Source organism: Nonomuraea sp. ATR24 (genome assembly GCF_041950485.1).
Classification (GTDB): Bacteria; Actinomycetota; Actinomycetes; order Streptosporangiales; family Streptosporangiaceae; genus Nonomuraea; species Nonomuraea ceibae.
In genome coordinates, this window is record NZ_JBGNUU010000002.1 from 334,253 (window position 1) to 351,055 (window position 16,803).

18 protein-coding genes are annotated in these 16,803 nt (G+C 73.7%); 10 read left to right on the plus strand and 8 right to left on the minus strand.

The features are described from left to right. Window positions 1–4: 4 nt before the first annotated feature. Window positions 5–283, minus strand: coding sequence for a hypothetical protein (locus tag ACBI99_RS05440; RefSeq protein WP_219519616.1), 279 nt, complete (start codon window positions 281–283; stop codon window positions 5–7). Beyond that, window positions 280–1,083 (minus strand): PspA/IM30 family protein, encoded by an 804-nt coding sequence (locus tag ACBI99_RS05445; RefSeq protein WP_375071781.1) that lies wholly within the window; start codon window positions 1,081–1,083, stop codon window positions 280–282. Before ACBI99_RS05445 ends, ACBI99_RS05440 begins: the two co-directional genes overlap by 4 nt. Before the next feature lie 153 nt (window positions 1,084–1,236). On the opposite strand from ACBI99_RS05445, the gene ACBI99_RS05450 reads away from it, so the two are divergent. Next, complete coding sequence (locus tag ACBI99_RS05450; RefSeq protein ID WP_364172555.1) at window positions 1,237–1,821, plus strand: DUF3043 domain-containing protein; 585 nt, start codon at window positions 1,237–1,239, stop codon at window positions 1,819–1,821. A 1-nt stretch (window position 1,822) separates the two neighbouring features. Here the strand turns inward: ACBI99_RS05450 and ACBI99_RS05455 are convergent, their stop codons facing one another. Next, complete coding sequence (locus tag ACBI99_RS05455; RefSeq protein ID WP_375071782.1) at window positions 1,823–2,773, minus strand: hypothetical protein; 951 nt, start codon at window positions 2,771–2,773, stop codon at window positions 1,823–1,825. Window positions 2,774–2,863: 90 nt separating this feature from the next. On the opposite strand from ACBI99_RS05455, the gene ACBI99_RS05460 reads away from it, so the two are divergent. Further along, on the plus strand, window positions 2,864–3,865 hold the full coding sequence (locus ACBI99_RS05460) for an aldo/keto reductase family protein (protein ID WP_219519607.1): 1,002 nt from the start codon (window positions 2,864–2,866) through the stop codon (window positions 3,863–3,865). A 64-nt stretch (window positions 3,866–3,929) separates the two neighbouring features. Here ACBI99_RS05460 and ACBI99_RS05465 read toward each other — a convergent pair whose 3' ends face one another. Then, on the minus strand, window positions 3,930–4,136 hold the full coding sequence (locus ACBI99_RS05465; RefSeq protein WP_357586467.1) for a hypothetical protein: 207 nt from the start codon (window positions 4,134–4,136) through the stop codon (window positions 3,930–3,932). Between the two features lie 176 nt (window positions 4,137–4,312). Here ACBI99_RS05465 and ACBI99_RS05470 point away from each other — a divergent pair, with 176 nt between their 5' ends. After that, a complete protein-coding gene (locus ACBI99_RS05470; RefSeq protein ID WP_375071783.1) occupies window positions 4,313–5,311 on the plus strand; it encodes a bifunctional adenosylcobinamide kinase/adenosylcobinamide-phosphate guanylyltransferase in 999 nt (332 codons plus the stop codon). 3 nt (window positions 5,312–5,314) lie between these two features. Here the strand turns inward: ACBI99_RS05470 and ACBI99_RS05475 are convergent, their stop codons facing one another. After that, the gene (locus ACBI99_RS05475; protein ID WP_219516319.1) at window positions 5,315–6,115 is read right to left on the minus strand and encodes an ABC transporter ATP-binding protein; all 801 of its coding nucleotides are present in this window, start codon (window positions 6,113–6,115) and stop codon (window positions 5,315–5,317) included. Window positions 6,116–6,169: 54 nt separating this feature from the next. Here ACBI99_RS05475 and ACBI99_RS05480 point away from each other — a divergent pair, with 54 nt between their 5' ends. Beyond that, window positions 6,170–6,871, plus strand: a complete 702-nt coding sequence (locus ACBI99_RS05480) for an aminoglycoside 3'-phosphotransferase (protein ID WP_375071784.1) — start codon at window positions 6,170–6,172, stop codon at window positions 6,869–6,871. A gap of 16 nt (window positions 6,872–6,887) precedes the next feature. After that, window positions 6,888–7,676, plus strand: a complete 789-nt coding sequence (locus tag ACBI99_RS05485) for an adenosylcobinamide-GDP ribazoletransferase (protein ID WP_375071785.1) — start codon at window positions 6,888–6,890, stop codon at window positions 7,674–7,676. On the opposite strand, the gene ACBI99_RS05490 is transcribed toward ACBI99_RS05485, so the two are convergent. Genes ACBI99_RS05490 through ACBI99_RS05500 form a run of 3 tightly spaced genes read right to left on the minus strand, consistent with a single transcriptional unit; the run spans window position 7,677 to window position 9,894 of the window. Then, complete coding sequence (locus ACBI99_RS05490; RefSeq protein WP_375071786.1) at window positions 7,677–8,558, minus strand: CPBP family intramembrane glutamic endopeptidase; 882 nt, start codon at window positions 8,556–8,558, stop codon at window positions 7,677–7,679. Continuing rightward, window positions 8,555–9,550, minus strand: a complete 996-nt coding sequence (locus ACBI99_RS05495; RefSeq protein WP_375071787.1) for a hypothetical protein — start codon at window positions 9,548–9,550, stop codon at window positions 8,555–8,557. The genes ACBI99_RS05490 and ACBI99_RS05495 overlap by 4 nt, the downstream gene beginning before the upstream one ends. Then, window positions 9,547–9,894 carry a GntR family transcriptional regulator gene (locus tag ACBI99_RS05500; RefSeq protein WP_219516333.1) on the minus strand — a complete coding sequence of 116 codons (348 nt, stop codon included), beginning with the start codon at window positions 9,892–9,894 and terminating at the stop codon, window positions 9,547–9,549. The genes ACBI99_RS05495 and ACBI99_RS05500 overlap by 4 nt, the downstream gene beginning before the upstream one ends. 94 nt (window positions 9,895–9,988) lie before the next feature. On the opposite strand from ACBI99_RS05500, the gene ACBI99_RS05505 reads away from it, so the two are divergent. From ACBI99_RS05505 to ACBI99_RS05525, 5 genes are all read left to right on the plus strand, one after another. Then, a complete protein-coding gene (locus tag ACBI99_RS05505) occupies window positions 9,989–11,458 on the plus strand; it encodes a leucyl aminopeptidase (RefSeq protein ID WP_375071788.1) in 1,470 nt (489 codons plus the stop codon). Window positions 11,459–11,533: 75 nt separating this feature from the next. After that, on the plus strand, window positions 11,534–12,898 hold the full coding sequence (lpdA, locus tag ACBI99_RS05510; protein ID WP_357586454.1) for a dihydrolipoyl dehydrogenase: 1,365 nt from the start codon (window positions 11,534–11,536) through the stop codon (window positions 12,896–12,898). A gap of 37 nt (window positions 12,899–12,935) precedes the next feature. Next, window positions 12,936–14,384: a 2-oxoglutarate dehydrogenase, E2 component, dihydrolipoamide succinyltransferase gene (gene sucB, locus ACBI99_RS05515; protein ID WP_375071789.1), complete on the plus strand. Its 1,449-nt coding sequence runs from the start codon at window positions 12,936–12,938 to the stop codon at window positions 14,382–14,384. A gap of 730 nt (window positions 14,385–15,114) precedes the next feature. After that, window positions 15,115–16,008 carry a TIGR01777 family oxidoreductase gene (locus ACBI99_RS05520; RefSeq protein ID WP_375071790.1) on the plus strand — a complete coding sequence of 298 codons (894 nt, stop codon included), beginning with the start codon at window positions 15,115–15,117 and terminating at the stop codon, window positions 16,006–16,008. Between the two features lie 36 nt (window positions 16,009–16,044). Further along, a complete protein-coding gene (locus ACBI99_RS05525; protein ID WP_375071791.1) occupies window positions 16,045–16,782 on the plus strand; it encodes a Type 1 glutamine amidotransferase-like domain-containing protein in 738 nt (245 codons plus the stop codon). Window positions 16,783–16,803: the final 21 nt, after the last annotated feature.

Here is a 16,803-nt window from a genome sequence, read left to right on the forward strand (position 1 = left end):
GGGCTCAGCCCGGGATGAGGCCCTGGTCGCCCAGCATCTCCCGGACTTCCTCGATCGAGGCGTCCGCGGGGGGAAGGATCAGCTCTGACGGCTCAAGGCTGTCGTCGGGAAGCGCCTTGCCCACATGGCGCACCTTGTCGAGCAGGGCGTGCAGCTTGACCCGGAAGGCCTTCTGGTCGTCGGCGTCGATGGCCGCCTCGAGCTCGGTGTCGAGCTCGTTGAGCACGGCGATGTCGTCGGCCGAGATCTCCACCTGGCCCTCGCCCATGATCCTGACGATCATGCGCCCTCCCCTGGCTGGCGCAACTGCTGCGTCTGCTGGTTGGGCTGCTGCTGAGGCTGCTGCTGCTGCCCCTGCTCGATGGCGCCCTGCGGGGCCGGGCCCTGGCCGAGCTCGGCCTTCATCCGGGCCAGCTCCAGCTCGACGTCCATGCCGCCGCCCATGCGGTCGAGCTCGGCCTGGATGTCGTCACCGCGGGTGCCGCTGAAGTCGTCGAGCGCGCCCGAGGCGAGCAGCTCGTCGATGGCGCCGGCGCGGGCCTGCATCTGGGCCGTCTTGTCCTCGGCACGCTGGATCGCCAGGCCGACGTCGCCCATCTCCTCGGAGATGCCGGAGAACGCCTCGTTGATGCGGGTCTGCGCCTCGGCCGCGGTGTAGGTCGCCTTGATGGTCTCCTTCTTGGTGCGGAAGGAGTCGACCTTGGCCTGCAGCCGCTGGGAGGCCGTGGTGAGCTTCTCCTCCTCGGCCTGCAGGTTGTCATGCTGCACGCGCAGATCCGCGATCTGCGACTGCAGGCCGGAGCGGCGCGACAGCGCCTCACGGGCGAGGTCCTCGCGCCCCACCGACAGCGCCTTGCGGCCCTGCTCCTCAAGCCTCTTGCCCTGCTGCTCCAGACCGTTGATCTGGAGCTCCACACGCTTGCGAGAGGTGGCGACGTCCGCCACGCCACGACGCACCTTTTGCAGCAGCTCCAGCTGCCGCTGGTAGGAGTAGTCGAGGGTCTCGCGTGGATCCTCCATCTTGTCCAGGGCCTTGTTGGCCTTGGACTTGAAGATCATCGAAAGTCTCTTCATCACGCTCATGCGCGTCGGCCGTCCCCTTCTTAGGTCGTGCTGTCGTTCACCCACTGCAGCGCAGCCGCCTTGGGATTACCCTACGCATAACGCACGAGGGCGTCACTAAGTTGCACTCCAGGTAGGGTTGACGTCGTGTTGCGACGCCGTTCCCAAACCTCCGTGGACGACACCCCCGTCCCCGTTGACGATCCTAAGCCCCAAGGTAAGGGTCGTCCCACACCCAAGCGCCGAGATGCCGAAGGCAGGCGGCGCCAGCTGGTCAGCGCGCCGAAGGACCGCAAGGAGGCCTATCGGCAGATGCGCGCCAAGCAGGCCGCCGAGCGCGACCGGGCCCGGCGCGGCATGCTGGCCGGTGACGAGCGCTACTTCCCGGCCCGTGACAAGGGGCCGGCGCGCAAGTTCGCCCGCGACTGGGTCGACTCCCGCCGCCTCCCGAGCCAGTACTTCCTGCCCTTCTCGCTACTGATCCTGCTGGCGACCTGGGTGCCGTGGCCGCCGGCCGTCCGCGTCCAGGTGCTCAACGCGGTGATCGTGTTCGGCTGGCCGATCATGATGATCGGCGTCGTCTTCACCTCCGTCTACGTGGCGTGGAAGGTGAAGAAGGAGGTCGCGGCCAAGCTGCCCAACGAGAGCCTCAAGGGCGTGGGCTTCTACGCGGCGATGCGGGCGCTGCAGATCCGCAAGCTGCGCTTCCCGCCGCCCCAGCTGCTGCCGGGCGGCAAGCCGGTGCCGCCCAAGAAGTAGCTCAACGGGCGCGGGTCCACCGCAGGACGCCGCCCTTGACGACCGGGCGGCGGCCGTCGACCGGGGCACCCGTCTCCAGGGCGGCGGCGACCTCGCGCATCAGCGCGTAGTAGGACGGCCGGTCACCGGCCGCGGCCGCTCGCCCTGTCACGGCCTCCCGCCCCGCCGCGCCGTCCCGCCTGGCGGCGGTGACGAGCGTGTGGCCGCCGCGCCCCGGTCTGAGCCCGAACGGGACCAGCCCGCGGTGGCGGCCCTCGGCGTCGCGCGCGCACCTGGCCCGCCAGGCGTCCCTGATCTCCCGGACGCGCAGGTTGACCCCGCCGCCGAACCCGAAGCCCCGCGCGCCGTCGTGGCGCAGCAGCGAGGCCCTCAAATCGTCGGGGAACTCCAGCCCCGTCTGCGCCTCGGCGACCGCGATCGTGCGCGCCCTGCCGGGACGGCCGAGCCCCGCGTAGGTCTTCGGCGCGTGTGTCCTCAGCCAGCGCTCGATGCGCCGCCACTGCCGGTTGACGGCCCGCTTCACCTGCGGGTCCAGCGGGCGCACCGTCACCACAGGGTGCCCGGGATCGCACGGCTGCGGCGCCGCGCTCCCCTGCCGCGAGGGCAGGGCATGCGGCTCCGTGGGGAACTCCGCCGGCGGCTCGGCCCGCTCCGTCGCGGCGTCGCGTACGGGAGAGCCGCCGGGCGAGGACGCCTCACGCGCGGGCTGCCCCGGCCACAGGCCCGTCCCGAGGAGCGCCAGCGCGGCCACGACGGCCACCGTGGCCGCCACGGCGCCCGCCACGAGCGCGCCCGTCCGCCCCAGGCCCGGCCGCCGCCGTCGCGGGCGCGGCGCGGGGAGGGCGTCGGGGACGGGCGGCTCGGTGCGTGGCAGGCGGGCGCGACGGCGCAGCCGCACGGCGATCGCCGCCAGGACGGCGGCGGTGAGCGCCGCCCGGAGGAGATTGGGCACCGGCCGACCCTATCGCCCCGCACCGACGGATGATCTCCCCTCCGCGCCCCTGGTGACCGTGATGCCGGGACAACCCCTAAGGTCGGATGTATGGAATTCCGTCACCTCGGCCGCAGCGGTCTCCTGGTCAGCGAGATCAGCTACGGCAACTGGCTCACCCACGGCTCCCAGGTCGAGGAGGACGCCGCCAAGCAGTGCGTGCAGGCGGCTCTCGACGAGGGGATCACCACGTTCGACACCGCCGACGTCTACGCGGGGACGAAGGCGGAGGAGGTGCTCGGCAGGGCGCTCAAGGGCGTCCGCAGGGAGTCCCTGGAGATTTTCACCAAGGTCTACTGGCCGACGGGGGAGGGCCCGAACGACCGCGGCCTGTCGCGCAAGCACATCACCGAGTCGATCAACGGCTCGCTGCGCCGCCTGCAGACCGACTACGTCGACCTCTACCAGGCGCACCGCTACGACTACGAGACGCCGCTGGAGGAGACGCTCAAGACCTTCGACGACCTGGTGCGCCAGGGCAAGGTCCTGTACGTGGGCGTCAGCGAGTGGACCGCCGGCCAGATCGCCGACGCGCTCAGGATCGCCGACGAGATGGGCTTCGACCGGATCGTGTCCAACCAGCCGCAGTACTCGATGCTGTGGCGGGTCATCGAGTCGGAGATCGTGCCGCTGAGCGAGCGTGAGGGCGTCAGCCAGATCGTCTGGTCGCCGATCGCGCAGGGCGTGCTCACCGGCAAGTACCTGCCGGGCCAGGCCCCGCCCGAGGGCTCGCGCGCCACGGACACGGCCGGCGGCAGCGGCATGATCGCCCGGTTCATGAACGACGACGTGCTGGCCCGCGTGCAGGAGCTCAAGCCGATCGCCGCCGACCTGGGCCTGACGATGGCGCAGCTCGCGGTCGCCTGGGTCCTGCAGAACCCGAACGTGGCCAGCGCCATCGTCGGCGCCTCCCGCCCCGAGCAGGTGCGCGACAACGTCAAGGCCGCGGGCGTCAAGCTCGACGCCGAGGTGATGAAGCGGATCGACGACGTGGTGGCGCCCATCATGGAGCGCGACCCGGCCAAGACCGCCAGCCCGCCCAAGCGCCCCTAGTCACGCGCGTAACGAAAACCCCTTGAGCGGCGTACGCGCTCAAGGGGTTTCTCCATTCCGGCGGTTATTGCTGGCGCAATGACAGACCCGTGTACTCGACCCGGTCCTCGTCGAGCAGGGCTACCTGCTCGACGCCGGATTCGAGGAGTTCACGCCAGTTCTCCCCGAGCCAGGACTCCGCGTCGGCCTGGCTCGGGAAAACCTCTCGCGGCAAAGGGCGATCCGTCACCTCACCGCCCTGCGCGTTTTCATAACGCCACCGCCATGTCATGCCATACGCTCCTTTTTCCGCGGGTTCGCCGGCGCAGCCTCTCGACGGCACTGGAACCCTACTCCGGCTCGCCGCCGCGCCCGGCACGGCCGTCCTCCTGTCCTCCCCCGTCCCACCGGCGCCACTCGTGCGGGGCGTGTGACGGCCGGCTCACGGAGGTTTGTACGCTCGGCCCGGTGGAGCTGCTTCTCACCGGGACCGCCGGCGACGCGGGCTGGCCCGAACCGGGCTGCCCCTGCGCGTCGTGCCTGACCCGCCCGTCGGGCCGGGCGCCGTTCGGGCTCGTGGTCGACGGGAGGGCGGCGTACCCGTGGACGGACGCGCCGCCCGGCTACCGCGCGCACGCGGGCGGCCTCGGGCTCACCGCCCCGGACGGCTCAGCCCTCCTGTACGCGCCCGCGGGGGCGCCGCCGCCCCCCGACGGCCCCGGACGCTACGACGCGGTGCTGATCGACCTCCTGGAGCGCCCTGAGCGGCTGGGGGAGATGCGCCGGGCCGGGCTGGTGGACGAGGGCACCCACGTCGTCGCCGTCGGCCTGGACCACCGCGTCCGATCCGAGGACGAGCTGGCCAGGCGGCTGCGCCTGTGGGGCGCCCGCGCGGTGCCCGACGGCGCCGTCCTGGACACGCGCGTGCCGCCGTCGCCGCCCGCCCCCGCGCCCCGGCGGACGCTGCTGCTGGGCGGGTCGCGTTCGGGCAAGTCGGCCGAGGCCGAGCTGCGCCTGGCCGCCGAGCCGTACGTGACCTATGTCGCCACCGGGCCCCGCGGGGAGGGCGACGGCGAGTGGGCGGCGCGGGTGCGCGCCCACCGGGTGCGCAGGCCCGCGCACTGGGCGACGGCCGAGACGACGGACCTGACGGGCGCGATCGGGGCCGCCACGGGGCCGCTGCTGGTCGACGGGCTCGGCACCTGGCTGGCGGCGGTGTTCGACGAGCACGCGGCCTGGGAGGGCGACCGCGCGCCGGTGGAGCGGCGCTGCGACGAGCTGGTGCGCGCCTGGCGGCACGCGCCGCGCCGGGTCGTGGCCGTGTCGGACGAGACGGGCATGGGCGTGGTGCCCGCGACGGCCGGCGTGCGCGCCTTCAGGGACGCGCTGGGCCGGCTGAACGAGCGCCTGGCCGCCGAGTCGGAGGACGTCGCCCTGGTCGTGGCGGGGCGCCCGCTGCCGCTGTGAGCCTCAGGGCCGGACCGAACGGGCGTACCAGCGGCCGTCGAGGCGGTCGACGTGCAGCGGCAGGCCGAAGCAGTCGGACAGGTTGGCCGGGGTGAGGACGTCGTCGACCGGCCCGGCAGCCAGCACGCGGGCGTCGCGCATGAGCAGCGCGTGCGTGGTCGTCGCCGGGACCTCCTCCAGGTGGTGGGTCACGGTGACGGTGGTGAGCACCGGCCGGGTCCCGGCCAGGTTCTCCACGGCGCTGATCAGGTCCTCGCGGGCCGGCAGGTCGAGACCGGCGAACGGCTCGTCCAGCAGCAGCACCGCCGGGTCCCCCATGAGCGCCCTGGCCACCCTGACCCGGGCCCGCTCGCCCTGGGAGCACACCCGGAAGGGCCGCTCGGCCAGGTCCTTGCAGCCGAGGTCGGCCAGCAGGCGCAGCGCCCGCTCCCGCTCCGCGTCGCCGTACTTGTCCCAGATCGGGGCGCTCGTGCCGGTGTGGCCGGTGAGTACCACGGTGTGGGCGGTCGCCCCCTCCTCCTCCATCAGGTCCTCGTCGATCAGCCGCTGGCTGGCCGCGACCAGGCCGATGTGGCGGCGCAGCTCCCGCAGGTCGACGCGGCCGAGCCGGTGGCCCAGGACGTTCACCGCGCCCGTCGTCGGATGCCGCACGGCCGCGGCCAGCGAGAGCAGCGTCGTCTTCCCGGCGCCGTTGGGACCCAGGATCACCCAGTGGTCGCCGTAGGCCACCTGCCAGTCGATCCCGTCCAGCAACGTCTTGCCGACGACCCGGACGCCTACGCCTTCGAGTTCAAGCACGTGCATCCGGCCACCCTAGTCGGCCCCATAGGATCGTCGGTTATGCAGCTCCCTGGGCGGATGTTCGATCTCTTCGGCGAGGACGCGATCTGGTCCGACGACCACGAGGGTCTCAGCGGCGAGACGCTGCGCGTCACCGGCCCCACCGGCGCCTTCTACGTCAAGCAGGGCCCGGGGGCGCGGGCCGAGCACGAGCGGCTGCTGTGGCTCAAGCGGTGGATGAGCGTGCCGGACGTGGTGGCCTTCGAGGGCGACGCGCTCGTGCTGGCCGACGCCGGGTGGCTCAGCCTGGAGCGCAGGCCGTCCGCGGACGCCGGGGCCGTCATGGGCGCGGCGCTGCGCGCGCTGCACGACGTGCCGGTCGCGGAGTGCCCGTTCGACGAGCGGCTCGACGTCAAGCTGGCGCGGGCGGCCGGGCGGGTGCGCGACGGGCTGGTCGACGACGGCGACTTCGACGACGACACCGCCGGGCTCACCCCCGCGCAGGTCTACGACCGGCTGGTGGCCGAACGGCCCGCGCGCGAGGACCTGGTGGTCACGCACGGCGACTACACCCCGGCCAACGTGCTGGCCTCGCCGTCGGGCGAAGCGGTCCTGATCGACGTGGGCGCGCTCGGGGTGGCCGACCGGCACGTGGACCTGGCGCTCGCGCTGCGCGAGCTCGACGGGCCCGCCGCCGGGGAGTTCCTGCGCGCGTACGGGGCGGCCGAGGTGGACGACGACAGGCTGCGCTACTACCGGCTGCTGGACGAGCTGTTCTGATGCGCGGGCTTCTCTGATGGACGGGCTGCGGTTCGCCGTCGGGACGCTGAGCGTGTTCCCCGTGCGGGTGGAGCGGGTCGACCGGGAGGTGGCGGGGCGGGCGATGGCGCTGGCCCCGCTGGTGGGGCTGGCGCTGGGCGTCGTGGCGTCGCTCGCGCTGCTGCTGCCGGGCCCGCCGCTGATGGGCGCGGCCCTGGCTCTCGGCCTGCTGGCGGTCCTGACGCGCGGCCTGCACCTGGACGGGCTGGCGGACCTGGCCGACGGGCTCGGCAGCGGCAGGCCGGCGTCTCAGGCGCTCGACATCATGAAAAAGTCGGACATCGGGCCGTTCGGCGTGGTGACGCTGGTGTTCACGCTGCTGATCCAGGCGGCCGCGCTCTCCGCCGCCGGGGCCGGGACGGCGGGCGGCGGTCCGGCGCTGTTCCTGGCGGGCGCGCCCGCGCTGGTGACCGCCTGCGTGACCGGCCGGCTGGCGCTCACCTGGGCCTGCCGGGCGGGCGTCCCCGCCGCCCGCCCCGACGGCCTCGGCGTCCTGGTCGCGGGCACGGTACGCGCGCGCACCGCCTGGCTCGTCACCGGGGCCGCCCTGGCAGGCTGGGCGGCCCTCGGGACCGGGCGGGCCGGTGAGACGGGTGTCCCCGGGCCGGTCGCGCTCGTGGCGGGGGCGCTGGCCGGGCTGGGAGCGGCGCTGGCGCTGCTGCGGCACGCCCGGCGGCGGCTCGGCGGGGTCACCGGGGACGTGCTCGGCGCCCTGGTCGAGACGGCCACGGCGGTCACGCTCGTGGTGTGCGCCGCGCTCGGCTGATCACACCGCCGGCGTGCCCCGTACCGGGAGCTTCTTCAGCAGCACGGCCGCGCAGGCCGCGAGCAGGACCCAGCCGACGAGACCGGACGGCCCGGCGAGCACCAGGTCGGGCGGCGACGCGACGTCGCCGAGCAGGAAGACCGCGGGCCCGACCGCGTTGAGCGAGCCGTGCGCCACGACGGCGGGCCACACGCTGCCCGAGCGCAGCCGCAGCCACCCGAGCAGCACCCCGGCCAGCACGCAGAAGCCGACGAAGTAGACGGCGGCCCACGAGCCGAGCATCGGGTAGTTGTAGCCGAGCAGCGTCAGCGGCGCGTGCCACAGCCCCCAGACGACGCCCGACAGCGCCAGCCCGGGCAGCACGCCGCGCCGCTCCGCCAGCAGCGGCGCCAGGTAGCCGCGCCATCCCCACTCCTCGCCCAGCGAGGGCAGCACGTTGAGCAGCGGCCCGGCCAGCGCGGCGACCACGACCTGGGTGACGGCGACGGGCGCCAGGTTCTCGGGGACCGGCACGCCGGTGGCCCGCAACTGCTCGCGGAACAGGCTCATCTCGTCGAGGTCCAGCGTGATCAGCCCGAGACCGGCGCTGATCGCGACCGCGGCGAGCACCAGCAGCGGCACGCCCAGCCAGGCGGCCAGCACGAGCAGGCCCGTGCGTCCCTTGCGCTCGCCCAGGGTGAGCCCGGTCTCGCGGGCCCACTGGCGCGGCGGCGTCCGGCTGACCAGCCAGGCCGCCAGCACGCCGATCGCGGGCGTGAACATCATCAGCAGCGCCAGCGGCCGGGCCAGCGGCGAGGCCAGCCCGCCGGCCAGCCACAGGGGCAGCGCGACCACCCAGGACAGGACGAACGCGACGGCGAGGAAGACGGGCAGCGGCTTCACGCGACGCTCCTTTCGGCGACGAGCGCGTTGATCAGGGCGGCGCCGCGGCCGGCGTCGTCGACGCTGACGGCCAGCTCGCCGCCGGTCCGGTAGCGGATGACGAGGCAGTCGCCGCCGCGCAGCATGATGGTCGCGCCGCCGGGCAGCCCGCGCACGCCCCAGCCGCCGACCTGGCTCGGGTAGCGCTGCTCCGGCCAGGCGCTGTCGATCTTGGCGAGGGAGATGCGGCGCACCGGCCAACCCAGCGGGCCGAACCCGATCGCCACCCCGTCCGCCGTCACCCGCACACGCGCCGACGAGGTGAACAGACCGGCGATCAGCACCACGGTCAGCACGGGCACCAGCGCGTCGAGCGGTGCGCCGGAGGCGATGCCGGTCAGGTGCAGCACCCCTGCCACGGCGAGCGCCGCGGCGGCGGCGCAGGTGGCGGCGAGCAGCCACGGGTTGCCCACCCGGCTCACCCACACCGCGCGCTGGCCGGGGCGCAGCTCCAGCGACGGCGGCTCCCCCTCGGGGGCCCGCTCCGCGCCGCCCCGGCCGAGCCAGGCGGCGGCCGCCATCGCGGCGAGCGGCACCACGGCGACGGCCAGGGGCGCCCAGACGGGCAGGCGCGCGTCGGACCAGCTCGCCGCGTCGAGGTTGGCCAGCACCGTGGAGACGGCCACGCCCAGCGCGAGCAGCCCGCCACCGGCGAGCAACGCCCACGCCCCCAGCGCCCGCACCCGCCCCGGCCCGGCAGCCGCCCGCCCCGGGCCCGCGCCCGGCCGGACGGCGCCGCGTGCCACCGCCGCCAGGGCGAACAGCCACATCAGCGCCCAGGTGCCGAGCAGCGTGGTGACGAACACGGCGAGCGGCGCCGAGCCGTCGGGCACCGAGCCCGGCCCCCAGTGCACGGCCAGCGGCTCGGGCAGCCGGTCACGCACCGCCAGCGGCAGCAGGATCAGGACGGCGGTGACGGCCGCCCCCGTGAGGGCGGCGATCCGGATGTTCATGCGAGCTCCTCCAGCAGCGTGATGACGTCCTCCCGGCGGTATCCGTACCTCTTGGCCTCGTCCAGCAGGTCGCGCGCCCGCTCGCGGAGCAGGGCGCGTCCGTCGGCGTGGCGCGCGACGCTGACGCCGCGCCCCCGCCGGAACTCCAGCAGCCCCTCCTCCCGCAGCTCACGCAGGGCGCGCAGCACGGTGTTGGGGTTGATGCCGAGCGCGTCGGCGAGGTCGCGGGCCGGCGGCAGCCGGTCGCCCGGCGCGTAGGAGCCCTCGCCGATGGCGCGGCGGATCGCGCCCGCGACCTGCTCGTGCAGGGGACGGGCGTCGTTGAGGTCGAGCGTCAGCAACATGGTGCTAATGACAATAGCACCATGTCGCTGGTCATGATTCATGGGATGAACCCCTGTTTGTGGGGCCTGGAAACCCTGGATAGCATCGGTTTACGTGACCACTGTGCGGCTGAACTCAGCAGATCCCGTCTCGTTCGACACCGACGCGCTCATCGTCGGGTTCCTGTCCGGCCCCGGCGGTCCCAGCCCCGCCACAGGCGCCGAATCCCTCGACGCGGCCTTCGGTGGCAAGCTCGCCTCCTCGCTGACCTCCGTGGGCTTCTCCGGCAGGCCGGGCGAGCTGGCCAAACTGCCCACGTTCGGCTCCGTCACCGCTCCGGTGCTGGTGGCCGTCGGGCTCGGCGAGTCCCCTGACGCCGAAGGGCTGCGCCGCGCCGCCGGCGCCGCCGTGCGCTCGCTGGCCGGCACCGCCCGCGCCGCGCTCGCCCTCCCCGCCGGCTCCGCCGCCGAGGCCGAGGCCGTCGCGCTGGGCGGTCTGCTGGGCGCCTACGGCTTCTCGCGCTACCGCACCGGCGAGGGCCAGAAGGAGCCGGTGAGCGAGCTGACCGTCCTGTCGGGCGAGGACGCCGCCGCCGGCGAGCGTGCCGCGATCCTGGCCGACGCCGTCACGCTGGTGCGCGACCTGGTCAACACGCCGCCGTCCGACCTGTGGCCGGCCAAGTTCGCCGAGATCGCCGAGCGCACCGGCGCCGAGCACGGGCTGAGCGTCGAGGTGCTCGACGACAAGCAGCTGCGCGACGGCGGCTACGGCGGCCTCGTCGGCGTCGGCCAGGGCTCGGTCAACCCGCCGCGGCTCGTCCGGCTCTCCTACACCCACCCCGAGGCCACCAAGACGCTGGCGTACGTGGGCAAGGGCATCACGTTCGACTCCGGCGGCCTGTCGCTGAAGCCGTCGGCGTCCATGGACTGGATGAAGTCCGACATGGGAGGCGCGGGCGCCGTTTTCGGGGCGCTCGTCGGCATCGCCCGCCTGGGCCTGCCGGTCAACGCCATCGGCTACCTCTGCCTGGCGGAGAACCTGCCGAGCGGCACCGCCCAGCGCCCCTCCGACGTCATCCACAGCTACAGCGGCAAGACCGTCGAGGTGCTCGACACCGACGCCGAGGGCCGCCTCGTCCTCATGGACGGCATCGCCCGCGCCGCCGAGGACAACCCCGACCTGATCGTCGACGTCGCCACGCTGACCGGCGCGCAGATCGTCGCCCTCGGCTGGCGCACCGCCGGCGTCATGGCCAACGACGACGCCGTGCGCGAGCTCGTCGTCGAGGCCGCGACCGCCGCCGGCGAGGGCGCCTGGGGCATGCCGCTGCCCGAGGAGCTGCGCAAGGGCCTCGACTCCCCCGTCGCCGACATCGCCAACCTGCAGCCCGAGCGCTGGGGCAGCATGCTGGCCGCGGGCATCTTCCTCAAGGAGTTCGTGCCCGACGGCGTCCGCTGGGCGCACATCGACATGGCCGGCCCGGCCTTCAACAAGGGCGAGGCGCACGGCTACACCCCCAAGGGCGGCACCGGCGCCTTCGCCCGCACCCTTATCGCGCTCGCCGAACGGCACGCGAGCATCTGAGGGGACCGGCACCCGAGCGCCCGGAACAGATGAAAAGATGACGGCATCACGAACACCCCGACAAGGAGCCTTCCTGTGGCCTACGACATCGTCGTCCTAGGTGGCGGCAGCGGCGGTTACGCCTGCGCGCTGCGGGCAGCCGAGCTGGGCATGACGGTCGCCCTGATCGAGAAGGACAAGATCGGCGGCACCTGCCTGCACCGGGGATGCATCCCCACCAAGGCCCTGCTGCACTCCGCGGAGGTCGCCGACGAGACCCGCGAGAGCGCCTCGTTCGGCGTCAAGGCGCACTTCGAGGGCATCGACGTGGCCGGCGTGCACGCCTTCAAGGACAAGATCGTCAGCCGCGCCTGGAAGGGCGTGCAGGGCCTGCTCAAGGCCGCGGGCGTGACGGTGGTCGAGGGCGAGGGCCGCCTGCTCGCCGAGCGCCGCGTCCAGGTCGGCGACGAGGTGTACGAGGGCCGCAACGTGGTGCTCGCCACCGGTTCGGCGCCCCGCAGCCTGCCCGGCCTCGACATCGACGGCGAGCGGATCATCACCAGCGAGCACACGCTGAAGATGGACCGGGTGCCCGCCTCCGTGGTCGTCCTCGGCGGCGGCGTCATCGGCGTCGAGCTGGCCAGCGTCTACCGCTCCTTCGGCGCCGAGGTCACCATCGTCGAAGGGCTGCCGCACCTGCTGCCCACCGAGGAGGAGTCCAGCTCCAAGCTGCTGGAGCGGGCCTTCCGCCGGCGCGGCATCAAGTACGAGCTCGGCGTCTTCTTCGAGAGCGTCAAGACCACCGACACCGGCGTGCTCGTCACCCTGGCCAACGGCAAGACCCTCGACGCCGAGATCCTGCTCGTCGCGGTCGGCCGCGGCGCCGTCTCGGCCGGCATGGGCTTCGAGGAGGCCGGCGTCACGATCGAGCGCGGCGCCGTCACGGTCGACGAGCACTGCCGCACCACCGCGCCCGGCGTCTACGCCGTCGGCGACCTGATCCCCACGCTGCAGCTGGCCCACGCCGGGTTCGCCGAGGGCATCATGGTGGCCGAGCACATCGCGGGCCTCAACCCGCCGCCCATCGACTACGCGGGCGTGCCCCGGATCACCTACTCCGACCCCGAGGTCGCCTCGGTGGGCATCACGTCCGCGCAGGCCGCCGAGCGCGGCATCGAGATCGTCGAGCAGGTCTACGACCTCGCGGGCAACCCCAAGAGCCAGATCCTCGGCACGGGCGGCGCCGTCAAGGTCCTCGCCCGCAAGGACGGGCCGGTCGTCGGCGTCCACATGGTGGGCCGCCGCATCGGCGAGCTCGTCACCGAAGGCCAGCTCATCTACAACTGGGAGGCGCTGCCCGCAGAGGTCGCCCAGCTCATCCACGCACACCCGACCCAGTCCGAGGCGGTCGGTGAGGCGATGCTGGCCCTGGCCGGCAAGCCGCTGCACGTACACAACTAATCCGCCCTCGAGATCAGAACGCGAGAGAAGAATAACGATGCCGGTCTCCGTACAGATGCCCCAGCTCGGCGAGAGCGTCACCGAGGGCACCGTCACCCGTTGGCTGAAGAAGGAGGGCGAGCGCGTCGAGGCCGACGAGCCGCTCCTTGAAGTGTCGACCGACAAGGTCGACACCGAGATCCCGTCGCCTTCCGCGGGTGTCATCACCAAGATCGTCGTGGCTGAGGACGAGACCGTCGAGGTCGGCGCGGAGCTGGCCATCATCGACGAGAGCGGCCAGGCCGGCGCGGCCGCCCCCGCCGAGGAGGCCGCCCCCGCCGCCCAGCCCGAGCCGGAGCCCGAGCCTGAGCCCGCTCCGGCCCCCGCCTCCTCCATCCCGCAGCCCGCCCCGCAGCCCGCCCCGGCCCCGCAGCCGGAGCCCGCTCCGGCGCCGGCCCCCGCCCCGGCTCCCGCGCCCGCGCCCGCCCAGGCCGCCGCTCCCGCGCCGCTGCCCACCTCGGGCGACAGCCCGTACGTGACGCCGCTGGTGCGCAAGCTGGCCAACGAGCACGGCGTGGACCTCGACGCCATCACCGGCACCGGCGTCGGCGGCCGCATCCGCAAGCAGGACGTGCTCGAGGCCGCCAAGAGCCGCCGCGAGCAGGCTCCCGCCGCCCAGGCCGCCCCGGCCGCGGCTGCTCCCGCCACTCCCGCCGCCCAGGCCGCCGCTCCGGCGCAGGCCGCCCCGGCTGCCGCGCCCGAGCCGGTCGAGGTCGACACGACGCTGCGCGGGCGCACCGAGAAGATGACCCGCCTGCGCCAGACGATCGCCAAGCGCATGGTCGAGTCGCTTCAGACGGCCGCCCAGCTCACCTCGGTCGTCGAGGTCGACGTCACCAAGATCGCGCGGCTGCGGGCGCAGGCGAAGGACGAGTTCTTCCGCCGCGAGGGCGTCAAGCTGACGTTCACCCCGTTCTTCGCGATGGCCACCGTCGAGGCGCTCAAGCAGCACCCCAAGCTCAACGCGACCATCAACAACGAGACCAACGAGGTGACCTACTTCGACGTCGAGAACCTCGGCATCGCGGTCGACACCGACCGTGGCCTGCTCGCCGCCGTGGTCAAGGACGCCGGCGACCTCAACCTCGCCGGGCTCGCCCGCAAGGTCACCGACCTGGCCGAGCGCACCCGCGCCAACAAGGTGACCCCGGACGAGATCACCGGCGGCACGTTCACGCTGACCAACACCGGCAGCCGCGGCGCCCTGTTCGACACGCCGATCCTCAACCAGCCGCAGGTCGGCATGCTCGGCACCGGCGCCGTCGTCAAGCGTCCCGTCGTGGTCGACACGCCGGAGGGCGAGGTCATCGCGGTCCGGTCGATGGTCTACCTGGCGCTCACGTACGACCACCGCCTGGTCGACGGCGCCGACGCGGCCCGCTTCCTCACCACGATCAAGCGGCGCCTGGAGGAAGGGCGCTTCGAGGCCCAGCTCGGCCTCGCCTGACCACCGCACGCCCCTGGGGCCGGACGCGCACCCGCGCGTCCGGCCCCGCGCGTTTCCGGGGGCCTCCGCCCGGTCCGGAGCGGTCCCGTACGCGCCTCAAAGGCCCCACAGGACCGGACCGGCGCTAGGTCCCCCACAGGACCGGGCCGCCGCTAGTTCCCCAACAGGACCGTGCCCTCCGCTAGGTTCCCCACCTGACCGGGCCCGCGCGGGGAGCCGCCCCAAGCGGCCAGCGGTCCCCCGGCCCTACGGTCCCCGGCCTCCCCGGTCCCCAGACCCGGGCCCCGCGGGCACCGAACGGCGAGCCGCCCAGGCCAGCCCCAGGAGGGCCCCACTGCCCCGAGGGGCCGCCTGGCCGCAACCTCCGCATGCGGCCACCCGTGAGGGCGGGGCAGGCGGGAGGGGACGCCTGCCGAAGCCTCGGAGGGCGGGGTTCTCGGAGGGCGGGGTTCTCGGAGGACGGGGTTCTCGGAGGACGGGGTTCTCGGAGGACGGGGTTCTCGGAGGGCGGTGGTCCCTGGACGGCGGGGCCCCGTGGGGCGGGATGGGTGGGAGGGGACCGCCTCCCGAAGTCCCCGAGGGGCGGGGGTCTTGGGGGAGGTCCTCGGGAGGGCGCGGACCTCGGAGGACGGGGAGCCCGAAAGGCGGGGACCCCAGAGGCGGGGACCCCGAAAGGCCCCCGGAGGGCCGCGTCCTCGGAAGGTGGGGTGGGGCGGCGTAGGGTTGGGGGATGGCGATCGTTGTGACCGGGGCGTCGGGGTTGCTCGGCGGGCCGCTGGTCGAGGCGTTGCGGGCAGGCGGGGAGCGGGTCGTGACGCTGGTGCGGCGGGAGCCGCGCGGGCCCGACGAGGCGCGGTGGGAGCCGCGTGCGGGGGTGCTGGATCCGGCGGTGCTCGACGGGGCGCGGGCGGTGGTGCATCTGGCCGGGGCGCCCATCGCGGACCGGCGGTGGAGCGCGGACTACAAGCGGGAGCTGGTGCGCAGCCGGGTGGACAGCACGCGGCTGCTGGTGGAGGCGATGCGGGGGCTGGAGCGTCCGCCGGCGACGCTGGTGACGGCGTCGGGCGTGGACTTCTACGGCGACACCGGCGACGAGGTGGTCGACGAGAGCCGGGGCAAGGGCGAGGGGTTCCTGGCGGAGCTGTGCGAGCGGTGGGAGCGTGAGGGCCGGGCCGCCGGGGAGTTCGGGGTGCGGGCGGCGCAGTTGCGGACGGGGCTGGTGCTGAGCCGTCGCGGCGGGGCGCTGGGCCGGATGCTGCCGATCTTCCGGGCGGGGCTGGGGGCGCCGCTGGGGTCGGGGAAGCAGTTCTGGTCGTGGATCTCGGAGGACGACTGGGTCCAGGCGACCATCCATGTGGTGAAAAATCGGGATCTGGTGGGGCCGGTGAACCTCACCTCACCGACGCCGGTCACGAACGCCGAGTTCACCCGCACGCTCGGCCGGGCGGTGCGACGCGCCACGATGCCGATCCCGGTGCCGGGGTTCGCGCTGCGGCTCGGGCTGGGCGAGTTCGCGCAGGAAGGGCTGCTCCCGGGGCACCGGATCGTCCCTGACAAGCTGGTGAACAGCGGTTATGGCTTCGCGCATACGCGCCTCGGCGATGCGCTGCGCGCCGTACTCTAGTGTGCTGTTCGTCCTACGCATCGGGGAGATTCCGACATGACCAGGTCAGGGCAGTCCCACATTCTCGCCATCGGCGGCGGATCGTTCCGCGCCACCGAGCGCCACGGCTTCCTGGAGGCGAGCCCGCTGCTGCGCTACGGGCTTGATCTGACCGGGCAGGACCGGCCCAAGCTGGGCCTGCTCGCGACCGCGGTGGGTGACAGCGCCGATTGGGTGCTGAAGATGTACGGCGCGTTCGCGGGCTGGGACGTCGAGCTGAGCCATCTGACGGTGTTCCCGATGCCCAACGTGACCGATCCGCGGGCGTGGATGCTGGAACAGGACATGATCTACGTCAGCGGCGGCAGCGTGGCCAATCTGATGGCGTTGTGGCGGCTGCACGGCCTGGACGAGGCGTTCGAGGAGGCGTGGCGGGCCGGGGTGGTGCTGTCGGGGCAGAGCGCGGGCGCCCTGTGCTGGCACGTGGGCGGCAACACCGACTCCTTCGGCCCCGAGCTGCGGGTGTGGGCCGACGGCCTGGGCTTGCTGCCCTACTCGTGCGGCGTGCACTACAACGCCGAGCCGCAGCGCCGCCCGCTGCTGCAGCAGTCGGTGGCCTCGGGCGAGCTGCCGGGCGGCTACGCGGCCGACGAGGGCGTGGCGCTGCACTACGTCGGCACCGAGTTCATCCAGGCGGTGACGACCGATCCTGACGGCTATGCGTACAAGCTGGAGCATGACGGCGCGGGCGGCGTGAAGGAGTTCAGGATCGAACCCCGCCTGCTGACTTCCTGAATTACCCTACAAGGGTGAGGG